The sequence below is a fragment of the Streptomyces sp. NPDC058459 genome, from assembly GCF_042721685.1.
GTDB lineage: Bacteria > Actinomycetota > Actinomycetes > Streptomycetales > Streptomycetaceae > Streptomyces.
Genome location: NZ_JBHXLV010000012.1, coordinates 44,716 through 59,139, shown reverse-complemented (window position 1 = coordinate 59,139; position 14,424 = coordinate 44,716). Strand labels below are relative to the sequence as shown.

At 70.5% G+C, this 14,424-nt stretch carries 13 protein-coding genes and 2 pseudogenes; 9 read left to right on the top strand and 6 right to left on the bottom strand.

The window, feature by feature from the left end; translation table 11 throughout:
• Positions 1-43: 43 nt before the first annotated feature.
• Together ACFWN1_RS04690 and ACFWN1_RS04685 are read right to left on the bottom strand one after the other, a co-directional pair.
• Positions 44-1,021 carry a pirin family protein gene (locus ACFWN1_RS04690; protein WP_384358165.1) on the bottom strand — a complete coding sequence of 326 codons (978 nt, stop codon included), beginning with the start codon at positions 1,019-1,021 and terminating at the stop codon, positions 44-46.
• 111 nt (positions 1,022-1,132) lie between these two features.
• Positions 1,133-1,603, bottom strand: coding sequence for an SseB family protein (locus tag ACFWN1_RS04685; protein ID WP_384358163.1), 471 nt, complete (start codon positions 1,601-1,603; stop codon positions 1,133-1,135).
• Between the two features lie 169 nt (positions 1,604-1,772).
• Between ACFWN1_RS04685 and ACFWN1_RS04680 the strand changes: the two genes are divergently transcribed.
• The 3 genes from ACFWN1_RS04680 to ACFWN1_RS04670 all read left to right on the top strand — a co-directional run bounded on the left by ACFWN1_RS04680 (position 1,773) and on the right by ACFWN1_RS04670 (position 5,377).
• Positions 1,773-3,614 carry an acyl-CoA dehydrogenase gene (locus ACFWN1_RS04680; protein ID WP_384358161.1) on the top strand — a complete coding sequence of 614 codons (1,842 nt, stop codon included), beginning with the start codon at positions 1,773-1,775 and terminating at the stop codon, positions 3,612-3,614.
• A 107-nt stretch (positions 3,615-3,721) separates the two neighbouring features.
• On the top strand, positions 3,722-5,032 hold the full coding sequence (locus ACFWN1_RS04675; RefSeq protein ID WP_384358159.1) for a M18 family aminopeptidase: 1,311 nt from the start codon (positions 3,722-3,724) through the stop codon (positions 5,030-5,032).
• 93 nt (positions 5,033-5,125) lie between these two features.
• A complete protein-coding gene (locus ACFWN1_RS04670) occupies positions 5,126-5,377 on the top strand; it encodes a DUF6458 family protein (protein ID WP_384358157.1) in 252 nt (83 codons plus the stop codon).
• Positions 5,378-5,380: 3 nt separating this feature from the next.
• On the opposite strand, the gene ACFWN1_RS04665 is transcribed toward ACFWN1_RS04670, so the two are convergent.
• Positions 5,381-7,210, bottom strand: coding sequence for an NHL domain-containing thioredoxin family protein (locus ACFWN1_RS04665; protein ID WP_384358155.1), 1,830 nt, complete (start codon positions 7,208-7,210; stop codon positions 5,381-5,383).
• Between the two features lie 43 nt (positions 7,211-7,253).
• Here ACFWN1_RS04665 and ACFWN1_RS04660 point away from each other — a divergent pair.
• Both ACFWN1_RS04660 and ACFWN1_RS04655 read left to right on the top strand, forming a co-directional pair.
• Positions 7,254-7,397 (top strand): annotated as a pseudogene (locus ACFWN1_RS04660) (AraC family transcriptional regulator); the annotation flags it as partial.
• 31 nt (positions 7,398-7,428) lie between these two features.
• Positions 7,429-7,923, top strand: coding sequence for an LURP-one-related/scramblase family protein (locus ACFWN1_RS04655; RefSeq protein ID WP_384358153.1), 495 nt, complete (start codon positions 7,429-7,431; stop codon positions 7,921-7,923).
• A 17-nt stretch (positions 7,924-7,940) separates the two neighbouring features.
• On the opposite strand, the gene ACFWN1_RS04650 is transcribed toward ACFWN1_RS04655, so the two are convergent.
• Entirely contained in the window at positions 7,941-8,735 is a 795-nt protein-coding gene (locus ACFWN1_RS04650; RefSeq protein WP_384358151.1) for a carbon-nitrogen family hydrolase, read from the bottom strand.
• A gap of 196 nt (positions 8,736-8,931) precedes the next feature.
• On the opposite strand from ACFWN1_RS04650, the gene ACFWN1_RS04645 reads away from it, so the two are divergent.
• Positions 8,932-9,756 carry a maleylpyruvate isomerase family mycothiol-dependent enzyme gene (locus ACFWN1_RS04645; protein WP_384358149.1) on the top strand — a complete coding sequence of 275 codons (825 nt, stop codon included), beginning with the start codon at positions 8,932-8,934 and terminating at the stop codon, positions 9,754-9,756.
• A 49-nt stretch (positions 9,757-9,805) separates the two neighbouring features.
• Positions 9,806-10,000, top strand: coding sequence for a hypothetical protein (locus ACFWN1_RS04640; protein WP_384358147.1), 195 nt, complete (start codon positions 9,806-9,808; stop codon positions 9,998-10,000).
• A 187-nt stretch (positions 10,001-10,187) separates the two neighbouring features.
• On the opposite strand, the gene ACFWN1_RS04635 is transcribed toward ACFWN1_RS04640, so the two are convergent.
• Together ACFWN1_RS04635 and ACFWN1_RS04630 are read right to left on the bottom strand one after the other, a co-directional pair.
• Complete coding sequence (locus ACFWN1_RS04635; protein ID WP_384358145.1) at positions 10,188-11,510, bottom strand: nitrate/nitrite transporter; 1,323 nt, start codon at positions 11,508-11,510, stop codon at positions 10,188-10,190.
• The gene (locus ACFWN1_RS04630) at positions 11,507-12,157 is read right to left on the bottom strand and encodes a GntR family transcriptional regulator (protein WP_384358143.1); all 651 of its coding nucleotides are present in this window, start codon (positions 12,155-12,157) and stop codon (positions 11,507-11,509) included. Before ACFWN1_RS04630 ends, ACFWN1_RS04635 begins: the two co-directional genes overlap by 4 nt.
• Before the next feature lie 210 nt (positions 12,158-12,367).
• On the opposite strand from ACFWN1_RS04630, the gene ACFWN1_RS04625 reads away from it, so the two are divergent.
• A complete protein-coding gene (locus ACFWN1_RS04625) occupies positions 12,368-13,264 on the top strand; it encodes a D-alanyl-D-alanine carboxypeptidase family protein (RefSeq protein ID WP_384358141.1) in 897 nt (298 codons plus the stop codon).
• Positions 13,265-13,469: 205 nt separating this feature from the next.
• Positions 13,470-14,373, top strand: a pseudogene (locus tag ACFWN1_RS04620) (Bro-N domain-containing protein).
• Positions 14,374-14,424 lie beyond the last annotated feature (51 nt).

Here is a 14,424-nt window from a genome sequence, read left to right as displayed (position 1 = left end):
ACTCCGTTGTCTGCCGGGGCGGCGGGGTTCGGCGGGACCCCGGTCAGCCCTGCGGGCCGCTCCCGGTCATCCCGTGCACCGCCGGCACCGTGCCCAGGCGGCCCTTCTGGAAGTCCTCGAAAGCCTGCTGGAGTTCGTCGCGGGTGTTCATGACGAACGGGCCGTAGTGGGCCATCGGCTCACGGATCGGCTGTCCGCCGAGGAGGACGACCTCCAGGTCGGGCGTGTGGGAGTCCTGCTTCTCGTCCGCCCGGACAGTGATCGAGCCACCGGTCCCGAAGACCGCGGTCTGGCCCAGGTGGACCGGCCGCCGCCCCTCACCGACCGTGCCCTTGCCGGCCAGCACGTACGCGAGGGCGTTGAAGTCCTCACGCCACGGCAGGGTCAGCTCGGCACCCGGGGCGAGCGTCGCGTGGATCATGGTGATCGGAGTGTGGGTGGCACCCGGACCCTCGTGACCGTCCAGGTCACCCGCGATGACACGGATCAGCGCGCCGCCGTCCGGCGAGGTCAGCAGGGCCACCTGGCCGGAGCGCAGATCCTGGTACTTCGGGGTCATCATCTTGTCCTTGGCGGGGAGGTTCACCCACAGCTGGAGGCCGTGGAAGAGACCGCCCGACATCACCAGCGACTCCGGAGGCGCCTCGATGTGCAGCAGGCCCGAGCCGGCCGTCATCCACTGGGTGTCGCCGTTGGTGATGGTGCCGCCACCGCCGTGGGAGTCCTGGTGGTCGAAGGTCCCGTCGATGATGTAGGTGACGGTCTCGAAGCCGCGGTGCGGGTGCCAGGGGGTGCCCTTGGGCTCGCCCGGCGCGTAGTCCACCTCACCCATCTGGTCCATCATGATGAACGGGTCGAGGTGGCGGTAGTTGATCCCGGCGAAGGCGCGGCGCACCGGGAACCCCTCGCCCTCGAAGCCGCTCGGCGCGGTCGTCACGGTCAGCACCGGGCGCGACACGGCATCGGCGGACGCGGTCACACGGGGCAGCGTCAACGGGTTCTCGACGGTCACTGCAGGCATGGTCGGTACCTCCTTGTGGACCCAGTTTAGTTGAGCGTTGAACTTTCCGCCAGCCAGAACGTAGAAGGCCCGGAGGTAATTCCCTCCGGGCCTCAGAACCGGTGACCGCGGTCAGCCGTACATCCGGCGCATGGCGAAGTCGACCATCTGCTCCACCGCCTTGGCGTCGAACACCATCCGGTGCTCGCCCTCCATGTCGATGACGAAGCCATAGCCGGTGGGGAGCAGGTCGATCACCTCGGCGCCGGTGATCACGAAGTACTTGGACTCCTTGCCCGCGTACCGGCGCAGCTCCTTCAGCGAGGTGAACATCGGGATCACCGGCTGCTGGGTGTTGTGCAGGGCGAGGAAGCCGGGGGTGTCGCCGCGCGGGCAGTACACCTTGGACGTGGCGAAGACCTGCTGGAAGTCCTCGGCGGGCAGTTGCCCGGTGGTGAAGGCGCGCACCGCGTCCGCCAGCGAGGGCACGGACGGCTCCGGGTAGAGCGGCGGCTGCTGGCCGTACCCGCCGACACCACCCGGCTGCTGCTGCGGCGGCACGTACTGCTGCTGGGTGCCCGCGTTCTGGTCGTAGCCGTACATGGGCGCAAGAGTACCGAGCGCGGGCGGCGGGGTCAGGAGAGCGGTGGAGCCATCTCACACCGGGCGGGGTTGCGTCTTATTACCGACGGGTAGCATCATGGTGGCTACTTACCGGTATGTGATCAGCCGCGAGGAGTCAGTGCCTCGCCGAGTCCGTGATGGAGTCACCATGGGGCACTACAAGTCCAACCTCCGCGACATCGAGTTCAACCTCTTCGAAGTCCTCGGCCGCGAGAAGCTCTACGGCACCGGCCCGTTCGAGGAGATGGACACCGAGACCGCCAAGTCCGTCCTCGCCGAGCTGACCCGCCTCTCGGAGAACGAGCTGGCGGAGTCCTTCGTGGACGCCGACCGCAACCCCCCGGTCTTCGACCCCGAGACCAGCACCGCGCCGGTCCCGGCCTCCTTCAAGAAGAGCTACAAGGCTTTCATGGAGTCGGAGTACTGGCGGCTCGGCCTGCCCGAGGAGATCGGCGGCACCAACACCCCGCCGTCCCTGATCTGGGCGTACGCGGAGCTGGTGCTCGGCGCCAACCCGGCCATCTGGATGTACACCTCCGGCCCGGCGTTCGCCCGCATCCTCTTCGAGGAGGGCACCGAGGAGCAGAAGAACTGGGCGAAGATCGCGGTCGAGAAGACCTGGGGCTCCACCATGGTCCTCACCGAGCCGGACGCCGGTTCGGACGTGGGCGCCGGCCGCACCAAGGCGGTCCAGCAGGAGGACGGCTCCTGGCACATCGAGGGCGTGAAGCGCTTCATCACCTCCGGTGAGCACGACATGGAGGAGAACATCCTCCACTACGTCCTCGCCCGCCCCGAGGGCGCCGGACCCGGCACCAAGGGCCTCTCCCTCTTCCTCGTGCCCAAGTTCCTCTTCGACGGCGAGACCGGCGAGCTGGGGGCGCGCAACGGCGTCTACGCCACCAACGTCGAGCACAAGATGGGCCTCAAGGCGTCCAACACCTGCGAGATGACGTTCGGCGACCGCCACCCCGCCGTGGGCTGGCTGATCGGGGACAAGCACGACGGCATCCGCCAGATGTTCCGCATCATCGAGTTCGCCCGCATGATGGTCGGCACGAAGGCCATCTCGACCCTGTCGACGGGCTACCTCAACGCGCTGGAGTACGCCAAGGAGCGCGTCCAGGGACCGGACCTCGCGAACTTCATGGACAAGAAGGCGCCCAAGGTCACCATCACGCACCACCCCGACGTGCGCCGCTCGCTGATGACGCAGAAGGCGTACGCGGAGGGCATGCGCGCCCTGGTGCTGCACACCGCCTCCGTCCAGGACACCATCGCGGTCAAGGAGGCGAACGGCGAGGACGCCTCCGCCGACCACGCGCTGAACGACCTGCTCCTGCCGATCGTGAAGGGCTACGGCTCCGAGAAGGGCTACGAGCAGCTCGCGCAGTCGCTCCAGACCTTCGGCGGCTCCGGGTTCCTCCAGGAGTACCCGATCGAGCAGTACATCCGGGACGCCAAGATCGACACCCTGTACGAGGGCACCACCGCGATCCAGGGCCAGGACTTCTTCTTCCGGAAGATCGTCCGCAACCAGGGCGCCGCGCTGAACGGCCTCGCCGAGGACATCAGGAAGTTCCTGGCGCTGGCCACCGGCGGCGAGGAGCTGGCGGGCGCCCGCGAGCACCTGGCCAAGGCCGCCGTGGAACTGGAGGCGATCGTCGGCCTGATGCTGACCGACCTCGCGGCCACCGAGCAGGACGTCAGGAACATCTACAAGGTGGGGCTCAACACCACGCGCCTGCTGCTGGCCTCCGGTGACGTGATCGTCGGCTACCTGCTGCTGCGCGGCGCGGCCGTCGCCGCCGAGAAGCTTCAGACGGCCTCGGCGAAGGCTGTGTCCTCGAAGGACGTGGCGTTCTACACCGGCAAGATCGCGGCGGCGAAGTTCTTCGCGGCCAACGTCCTGCCCGGCGTCACCCTGGCCCGCGAGATCTCGGCCGGTGTCGAACTGGACCTCATGGAGCTGGACGAGGCCGCCTTCTAGTCCTCACCCTCTTCTCACCCTTCTTCTCACCCTCTCCTCACATCCCGTCGCGGGCCCGCTTCCTCCCTCCGGAGAGCGGGCCCGCGCTCGTCGTTAAGGTAAGCGCCATGAGCGCACCGTCCCGTTTCGACCGCGGCCACACCGACGACCTGATGGCCTTCCTGGCAGCGAGCCCGACGCCGTACCACGCCGTGGCGAACGTCGCCGCGCGGCTGGAGGAGGCGGGCTTCACCCAGGTCACCGAGACCGAGGCGTGGGACACCCCCGCGGGCACCGGCAGCGGCGGCCGGTACGTGCTGCGCGGCGGCGCGGTCATCGCCTGGTACGTCCCCGAGGGCGCGACCCCGCACACCCCGTTCCGGATCGTCGGCGCGCACACCGACTCCCCGAACCTCAGGGTCAAGCCCGAACCGGACACCGGGGCGCACGGCTGGCGCCAGATCGCGGTGGAGATCTACGGCGGCCCGCTGATGAACTCCTGGCTGGACCGCGACCTCGGCCTGGCCGGCCGGCTCACCCTGCGCGACGGCGGCTCGGTGCTGGTCGACATCGACCGCCCGCTGCTGCGGGTGCCGCAGCTCGCCATCCACCTGGACCGCTCGGTCTCCGTGGACGGCCTCAAGCTCGACAAGCAGCGCCACCTCCAGCCCGTGTGGGGCCTGGGCGGTGACGTCCACGAGGGTGACCTGATCGCCTTCCTGGAGGAGGCGGCCGGGCTGGATGCCGGTTCGGTCACGGGCTGGGACCTGATGACGTACCCCGTCGAGGCGCCCGCCTACCTGGGCCGGGACCGCGAGCTGGTCGCCGGGCCCCGGATGGACAACCTGCTCTCCGTGCACGCCGGTACGGCCGCGCTGATCGCCGCCGCGGCTTCGGGGGAGACCCTCACCCACATCCCCGTCCTCGCCGCCTTCGACCACGAGGAGAACGGCTCCCAGTCCGACACCGGCGCCGACGGCCCGCTGCTCGGCGGCGTCCTGGAGCGCTCGGTGTTCGCACGCGGCGGCTCCTACGAGGACCGGGCGCGCGCCTTCGCGGGCAGCGTCTGCCTCTCCTCCGACACCGGCCACGCCGTGCACCCCAACTACGCGGAGCGGCACGACCCGACGCACCACCCCCGGGTCAACGGCGGCCCGATCCTCAAGGTGAACGTCAACAACCGCTACGCCACGGACGGTTCGGGCCGCGCGGTGTTCGCCGCCGCGTGCGAGCGGGCCGGGGTGCCGTTCCAGACGTTCGTCTCCAACAACTCGATGCCCTGCGGCACCACCATCGGCCCCATCACCGCCGCCCGCCACGGCATCAGCACCGTCGACATCGGCGTGGCGATGCTCTCCATGCACAGCGCGCGCGAACTGTGCGGCGCCGACGACCCGTTCCTCCTCGCGAAAGCCCTGACGGCCTTCCTGGAGGGCTAGTTGGTGAGCCGGCCGGTGGCTAGCCGGCCGGATGAGGGGTATCCGCCGAACGGGACCGGAGAGTCCGGAACCCTTTAGGGGAGGCGGGATCTCATGGGCCTCGGCGGATGCATCATCCTCATAGCCGTGGGAGCGATCCTCACGTTTGCCACCGACTGGCACATGAGCGGCGTCAACCTCGACCTGGTCGGCGTCATCTTCATGGCAACCGGTCTTATCGGCCTGGTGACCTTCACCGGCATGGCCCGGCGCCGGCGTGTGGTGGTCCCGACCACCCAGGTCGTGGAGGAGGACCGGCACCACCACACACAGCGCGACGGCTACTCCGACGGCTACGGCGTCTGACGGCTACTCTTCGCCGCCTCCGTCCAGCCCGGCCAGCACCAGCGGCAGCCGGTGCGCCGCGCCCTCGACGAGGCGCACCGGGACGCCCCAGTCCTGCTGGTGGACATGGCAGGCCGGGTACTCGTTGGCCGGGTCGTCGTCGCAGGACGCGGCCATCGCGGAGACGTGCAGCACGCCCTCGGGGACGGCCGGGTCCAGCTCCAGTTCACGGCTCAGGTCGCTGTCCGCGCCCTCGCCCTTGAGCAGCAGCTCGGGCGGGGTCGCGGAGACCAGCAGCCGGGTCGAGGGGCCGTAGCGGGTGTCCAGCTTCTGGCCCGCCGGTGCCTGGAAGATCACGTCCAGCCGCAGCCGGCCGGGGGCCACCTCGGTGGCCGCGCGCCGGGTGCGGTGGGCGACCGCCTCCACGCGTACCGCCTCCTCGGGCAGCCGCAGCCGGGTCAGCCGGTGGCGGGCGGACTCGACCACCACGATGTCGTCGCCCACGAGCACGGCGTCGCTGGGCTCGCGCAGATCGGTGGCCAGCGTGGTGACCTCGCCGGTGGCGGGGTCGTAGCGGCGCAGGGCGTGGTTGTAGGTGTCGGCGACGGCGACCGAGCCGTCCGGCAGCGCGGTGACGCCGAGCGGGTGCTGGAGCAGGGCCTGCTCCGCGGCCCCGTCACGGTGGCCGAAGTCGAACAGGCCGGTGCCGACGGCCGTGTGCACGGCGCCGTCGAGGTCCACCCAGCGCAGCGCGGAGGTCTCGGAGTCCGCGAGCCACAGCCGGTCGGCCGTCGCCGCGAGCCCGGAGGGCTGCGCGAACCACGCCTCGGCACCGGGTCCGTCCACCAGGCCCTCGTTGGTCGTACCGGCCGCGACCTGGACGGTCTGTGCCGCCGGGTCGTACGTCCACAGCTGGTGCACGCCCGCCATGGCGATCCACACCTTGCCGCCGAAGACGGCAACGTCCCACGGCGAGGACAGCTCGACCTCGCGGGCCGCGCCCGAGGTGGGCGCGCCCTGCATCCACTGCCTGCCGGTGCCCGCCAGGGTGGTGACCGCGCCGGAGGCGAGGTCCAGGTGGCGCAGGGCGTGGTTCACCGTGTCGGCGACGACCACGGAGCCGTCCTCCAGCAGGGCCAGACCCTGCGGCTCGCTGAACGACGCCCGCTCGGCCGGGCCGTCCCCGAAGCCGCGCGCACCGGAACCGATCCGGCGTACGACGCTCTCCCCGTCCTCGGCCAGCTCCACCAGCTGATGCCGGGTGGTGTCGCTGACCAGGAAGTTCCCCGAGGGCAGCAGCAGCGCCTTGCCGGGGAAGCGCAAGCCGGTCGGCTCCGGCTCCGGCGCCACATAGGGGCCGTCGCCCCGGTGCAGGGTGCCCTTGGCCTCGTGCTCGGCCTCCAGCTCCGTCACCAGCCGCTCGATGGCGTGCACATGCCCCTCACCGACGTGCTGGGCGACCACGTACCCCTCCGGGTCGATCACCACCAGCGTCGGCCAGGCGCGCACCGCGTACTGCTTCCAGGTGGCCAGCTCGGGATCGTCCAGTACGGGGTGCTCCACGCCGTACCGCTCGACCGCGTCCACCACCGCCCGGTGCTCCGCCTCGTGCACGAACTTCGGGGAGTGCACGCCGACGACGACCACCGTGTCCGCGTGCCGCTCCTCCAGCTCGCGCAGCTCGTCCAGGACGTGCAGGCAGTTGATGCAGCAGAACGTCCAGAAGTCGAGGATGACGACGCGTCCTCGCAGGTCGGCCAAGGTGTACTGCTGATCGCCGGTGTTCAGCCAGCCCCCCTTGCCGACCAGCTCGGGAGCACGGACACGGACACGTCTGGAAGCGGAGTCGTTCATGCTCCTAGGGTGCCACCAGAAGAAGGGGGACTCGGTCCAGGGTGTGCCCCATGGGGAGACCCGGCTCGATGTGGTCGCCGCCCGCTCGGGGGCGGGCACCCCGGCCGGCCCGCAGGCGTGGCCGCGCCGGGAGACCGGACTGAGCCCCTCCGGGTACCGGACACGGTTCGGGCCGGCCGCCCGGTGAGGAACGCCTCCCGCCGGGGAAGCGCTTCAGCATGAGATTCCTCGTGCGCGACCGGCTGCTGGGCATCGGCGACGACTACTGGATCGAGGACGAGAGCGGCCGCAAGGTCTTCCTCGTCGACGGCAAGGCCATGCGGCTGCGGGACACCTTCGAACTGAAGGACACCGCCGGCGACGTCCTGATCGACATCCACGAGAAGATGTTCGCCCTGCGCGACACCATGGTCATCCAGCGGGACGGAGAGGATCTGGCCACCATCCGGCACAAGCGCCTCTCCCTGCTGCGCAACCACTACCGCGTCGACCTGGCCGACGGCACCGAACTCGACGTCAGCGGCAAGATCCTCGACCGCGAGTTCGCCGTCGAGTACGAGGGCGAACTCCTCGCCGTCATCTCCCGCCGCCGGCTGACCGTCCGGGACACCTACGGCGTCGACGTCGTACGCGACGACGCCGACCCCACCCTGCTCATCGCGGTGGCGGTGTGCGTGATCCACCTGGCGGAGAAGGAGCGGGAGGACGACTGAGACCCAGCGGCCGGGGCTCAGTGACGGGGCGGGGCCAGGCCCAGGACCCGGTCCTTCAGCGCGGGGAACCGCTCACGGGTGGCGGGGACCTTCGCCGGGTCGAAGTCGACCGTGAGGATCTCCTCGTCCGGGCCCGCCTCGGCCAGCACCTCACCCCACGGGTCCACCACGATCGAGCGACCCGCCTGCGGGACCCCGGCATGCGTACCGGCGGTGCCGCAGGCGAGGACGTACGCCTGGTTCTCCACCGCCCGTGCCTGGGCCAGCAGCGTCCAGTGGGCGCGGCGGCGCTCGGGCCAGCCCGCGGAGACGACCAGGGTCTCCGCGCCGGCGTCGGTGAGGGTGCGGAAGAGTTCCGGGAAGCGCAGGTCGTAGCAGGTGGCGAGGCCGACGGTGGTCTCCGGCAGGGCGACGGTGACGGGTTCGCGCCCGGCGCCCATCAGCACGGCCTCGCCCTGGTCGAAGCCGAAGCGGTGGATCTTGCGGTAGGAGGCGGCGAGGTCACCGGAGGGGGAGAAGACCAGGGCGGTGTTGTAGAGGGTGCCGTCGGGGTCCCGCTCCGGGATCGACCCCGCGTGCAGCCAGACGCCCGCGTCCTTCGCGGCCTCGGCCATCACCGCGTACGTGGGCCCCTCCAGCGGCTCTGCCTCGGTGGCGAACGTGTCGTAGGCGAAGGCCCCGGTGGTCCACAGCTCGGGCAGCACCACGAGGTCGGCGCCCGACCGGGCGCGTACGAGTTCCGCCGCGCGCGAGCGGCGCCCGGCCACGGACTCGCTCTCGTCCACACGGATCTGGATCAGCGAGGCGCGCACACTACCACCGTCCTGGCATTCGAGTCGTTCCCACGGGCCTACGATCGTCACACGAAAGCACTGCCGGGGGGTATCGGAGCAGCGTAACTTGGGGGCTCCCCGCTCGCGTGAAGCCGAGAGTCCGGGGAGTCTCAGACGCCCGCCCAGTGCAGCCGCCGATTCTGCCCGTGCAACGACCGCCGAGGGGTCCTGTTCCGTGAGTCTGCATCCCACCCTCCAGCCCTACGCCGACGCCTGGACCCACTCGATCGACGCGATATCGGAGCTGGTGAACTCGCTGGCCGAGTCCGAGTGGAACCGGCGTACGCCGTGCCCCGGCTGGTCGGTGCGGGACGTGGTCTCGCATGTCATCGGGCTGGACTGCGAGATGCTCGGCGACCCCCGGCCCATCCACACGCTGCCCAGCGACCTCTTCCATGTCACCACCGAGGGCCAGCGGTACATGGAGATGCAGGTCGACACCCGCCGCCACCACACGGCACCGGAGATGACCTCGGAGCTGGAGTACACGGTCATCCGCCGCAACCGGCAGCTGCGCAACGAGTCCCGGCAGCCCGAAACCGTCGTCCGGGGGCAGATGGGCAAGGAGATCACCCTCGAACTCGCCATGCGGATGCGGGCGTTCGACGTCTGGGTGCACGAGCAGGACCTGCGTACGGCCCTCGGCCGCCCCGGCAACCTCGACTCGCCCGGCGCGTTCGTCGCCCGCGACGTGCTGCTGGCCGGGCTGCCCAAGGTGGTCGCCAAGGAGGCTGAGGCGCCGCGCAGTTCGGCGATCGTCTTCGACGTGCACGGGCCGGTGGAGTTCCTGCGCACCATCCGCGTCGACATCCAGGGCCGGGGCACGCTGGAGACGGCACCCGCGCTCGGGCCCGCCGCGAGCTTCAGCCTCGACTGGGAGACGTACTTCCGGCTGGCCTGCGGGCGGATCAGTGCGGAGAAGGCGGGCGACAGCATCAAGACCGAGGGCGACCCGGAACTGACGGCGGCGATCCTGCGCAACTTCGCGGTCACGTCGTGACCCTGATGCCCGGGTGCCGGTGTCGTGCCACGCCGTCGGCGTGCCCGGTATGACCACGGACTCCTTGACCGGACACTTCGAGTCGGCCTGTCGGGCCGACCAGGAGGTCTGGCTCGCCGCCGGCCCTGACGCGACCGAGGTCCGCGAACGCCTGGACCAGCACCGGGCCCGGTGGATGAGCTACCGGGGCGTACCGGGGATGGCCTACCTGACGCCGGTACCGGTGCGGGGCCGGCCGGCCTGACCGCCCGCGGCGGCGACCGGCGTACACGCGGCCGTACCCGCCGGCCACCGAGACGTACCGGGCGGCACCGCCTGGCCGGCCGCACCCCGCGGTGAGCGCCGGAGCGCCCGGACACCGCGGTTCGGCGGCGGGCGGCGCGGGCGCGTCGCAGCTCGGCCCGGCCGTAGTCCCCTGAAGCGCCGCAGGCTCACGCCGCGGGTACGTGCACCGTCTCCACCCTGCTCGCCACCAGCCGCTCCCGCTCGCGGCGGGCCGCGCGGCCGCGCAGGCGGAGGATCTGGGTGAGGCCGAGGGCCTGGAGGACGAAGACGGCGGAGAAGGCGATGGAGTAGTCGTCGCCGGTGGCGTCGAGGAGGACGCCGATGGCCAAGAGAGTGGTCATGGAGGCGATGAAACCGCCCATGTTGGTGATGCCGGAGGCGGTGCCCTGACGCTCGGGCGGGTTCGCGGGGCGGGCGAAGTCGAAGCCGAGCATCGAGGCGGGACCGCAGGCACCTAGCACCACGCACAGCGCCAGCAGCAGCGCCGTCGGCGCGTGCGCGCCCGGCCAGGCGAGGGTCATCGCCCACACGAGGGCGGTCGCGGCGACCGTACCGAGGGCCAGTGGGAGCCGGGCCGCGTGGTGCCGGGCGACGACCTGGCCGTAGACCAGTCCGACCGCCATGTTGGAGAGGACCACCAGGGTGAGCAGCTCACCCGCCGTGGCCCGGCTGAGTCCCTGTGCCTGCACCAGGAACGGCAGCCCCCAGAGCAGCAGGAACACCATCGCCGGGAACTGGGTGGTGAAGTGCACCCACATGCCCAGCCGGGTACCGGGCTCCCGCCACGCCTCCGCGATCTGCCGGCGGACGTACGCGGCGCCCTGGTGCGGGGAGGGCGCCGGCTCGTGGCCCTCGGGGTGGTCCTTGAGGAACAGCAGCGCCAGCACCAGCACGACCACCCCCGCGAGCGCGCTGCCCGCGAACGCCGGGGTCCAGCCGAGCCCGTGCAGCAGCCGGGCCAGCACCAGGGTGGAGACGAGGTTGCCCGCCATGCCGACCAGACCGGCGAGCTGCGCGACGAAGGGCCCCCGCCGGGCCGGGAACCAGCGGGTGCCGAGCCGCAGCACGCTGATGAACGTCATCGCGTCCCCGCAGCCCAGCAGGGCGCGCGAGGCGAGAGCGGTGCCGTACGAGGGGGAGAAGGCGAAGCCGAGCTGCCCGGCCGTGAACAGCACCGCGCCCAGGCACAGCACCTTCTTCGTGCCGAGCCGGTCGACCAGCAGACCGACGGGTATCTGCATGCCCGCGTACACGAGCAGCTGGAGGATCGAGAACGTCGACAGGGCGGAGGCGTTGACGTGGAAGCGGCCGGCCGCGTCCAGGCCGGCCACGCCGAGCGAGGTGCGGAAGATGACGGCGACGAAGTAGACGGCGACGCCGGTCGACCACATGGCGACGGCACGGCGGCCGCCCGGGGGTGCCCCCTTCGGGAGAGGGTCACCCGGCAGGGCGGTCGTGGCCCGGCTCATCGGACCTCCCCGCGCGCCAGCTCGGAGAACCAGCCGACGTGCCGGTGCACGATCCCGACCGCGGCCTCCGCGTCCCCGGCGCGCAGCGCGTCCAGGATCTCGGCGTGCTCGGCGAGGGTCTTGGAGATCCGGTCGGGATGCGAGTGCATCACGGCGACACCCATCCGCAGCTGGCGGTCGCGCAGCTGGTCGTAGAGACGGGACAGGATCTCGTTGCCGCCGCTGCGCACGATCTCGGCGTGGAAGCAGCGGTCGGTGACGGCGGCGGCGGCGAAGTCGCCCGCCGCGGCCTGCTCCCGCTGCCGCTGGAGCAGCTCGGCGAGCCGGTCCAGCAGGGCGGACGGCGCGGGCACCGCCTTGCGGGCGGCGTGCTCCTCGACCAGCAGCCGGGTCTCCACCACGTCGGCGATCTCCTGCGCGGAGACCGGCAGCACCAGCGCGCCCTTCTTCGGGTACAGCCGGATCAGCCCCTCGGCCTCCAGCCGCAGCAGCGCCTCACGGACCGGGGTACGCGACACCCCGACCGCCTCGGCCAGCTCGCCCTCGGTGAGCAGGGTGCCGCCCTCGTACCGGCGGTCGAGGACGCCCTGTTTGACGTGGGTGTAGACGCGGTCGGCGGCGGGTGGCTGCCTGGTGGCCGTTTGCATGCCCACAGGATAGATACAACACGCACGCATGGCACAGTGTGGTCCAGCATGCGGACCCGGTGAGGGGGCGTCAGCCCGGCGCCGGAAATTTCCGTCCGACGGAGTGCAACCATGAGGGCCGTTCGCCTGTCACACACGTGCGGCTCTCCTTTCAGAGCACCTCAACAGGCCGCATCCCAAGGGCATTTCAGACAATCGAGGTATTTCGCTTTGATTACCGGCATCAAGGGCTCCTCCCTCCGCAGGGCCGCCGCCGTCGCCGTCGCGTCCGGCGCGCTGCTCACCACCAGTGCCCTCACCGCAGCGCCCGCGCAGGCCGCTTCCGCGCCTTCGATCGTGGCCGCGGGCGGTTACGTGATGAACAACTCGACCGGCGCGTCGCTGTTCACCAAGGCCGCGGACACCAAGCGGTCCACGGGCTCCACCACCAAGATCATGACCGCGAAGGTCGTGCTCGCGCAGCCGAACCTGAACCTGGACGCCAAGGTCACCGTCCCGAAGGGCGCCAGCGACTACATCGTCGCCAACAACGCGTCCTCGGCCGGCCTGATCGTCGGCGACAAGGTCACCGTCCGCCAGCTCCTCTACGGGCTGATGCTGCCGTCCGGCTGCGACGCCGCGTACGTCCTCGCGGACAAGTACGGCGCCGGCAGCACGCACACCGCGCGTGTGAAGTCCTTCCTCGGCAAGATGAACTCCGCCGCGAAGAGCCTCGGCCTGCGGAACACGCACTTCGACTCCTTCGACGGCATCGGCCAGGGCTCGAACTACTCGACCCCGCGCGACCTGACGAAGATCGCCAGCAGCGCGATGAAGAACGCCAACTTCCGTGCGATCGTCAAGACCAAGTCGTACACGGCGAAGACGGTCACCAAGACCGGCAGCACCCGCACGATGCGGGCGTGGACCAACACCAACACGCTGCTGAGCAGCTACCGCGGCAGCATCGGCGTCAAGACCGGCTCCGGCCCCGAGGCCAAGTACTGCCTCGTCTTCGCCGCCACCCGCAACGGCAAGACGGTCATCGGCACGGTCCTCGCGTCGTCCTCCGTCCCCCAGCGCGGCACGGACGCGACCAAGCTCCTGAACTACGGCTTCACCAGGTAAGCCCGCAACACTTCAGGGCCCGCTCCCGGGGATCACTCCGTGAGGGCGGGTCCTTTGCGTTGCGCCAACTCGCCTTCTCCATAACGGGATCAGCGCACCGGAGTCGGCGGAACAGGCGATCTTCCCCCGCAATCGTGAACATCTGGGCCGTCGGCTGGCATATGCCTTTTGCCGGGCTCTACGTTCCACGGCGGAGGTGGTTCATATGAACGAGGCGATCGACATCAGCGACTTCGTCTACGCGGCGACCGGAGACCGCGTACGGAGGCTGACGATGCCGGACGGGACGCATTGGTTCCCGGCGGTGGATGTGTGCAAGAAGCTTGGTCACAGCAACTCTCGGCAGGCACTCCTGGATCATGTGCCGGGCACGCATCGAGAGATGCTTGAGACCGTAAGTGGAGCTTACGGTCTCAAGCGTTCCCGCAGGTCGGGAGTGGCGCCGAGACATGAATCTGATCGACCTCCAGGGGTTGATCCTCCTCGTCAACGCCTGCACCAAGCCCGCCTGCGCGCCCTTCAAGCAGTGGGTCGCCCAGGTGATCGCGACGGTCCAGCGGGAGGGGTTCTACGCGCTGGAGGAGGCCGAGGTGCAGCCCCTCGGGCCGGGGGCTCCCGTCGCGTACGCCATGCCGGAACAGGTCGCGGAGGCCATCGTCCGGCTGGAGGCGCACAACCTGAAGCTGGACGAGGAGTTGGTGGGCGTACAGCGTCAATCGCTGGCGCTGCAACGGGAGATGTCGACGGCGCAGACGGCCATGGCCGAGGCGATGGTGCGTATCGCCGACCGGTTCGAGGGGCTGGCCCTTCGCCCCGCCGTTCCGTCCGGGGGGCCCGCCACCACCGCGTCCGTACTGGCCGGCTGGCGGGAGCGGTTGTCCGTGACGGAGGACGTCTGGACCGTGGCCGTCGTGATCGCGCCGGTGCTCGTGGAGAAGGGCGAGCTGCGGGAGCCGCTCGAGTCGATCGCGGCGCGGACCGGGCTGACCGTGCGTCGGGTCAATGAATGCCTGCGGATGCTGCGGCGGCACGCCTGCATTCGGTCGCGGGGCGGAGCCGAGGACGGGGCACCGGTTTACGTACTCAGCAGCGTTCGAGAGAGCGCGTGAGAGATGAACGAGAAATGCTGAGACCGTAACTGGAGGTTACGGTCTCAGCAT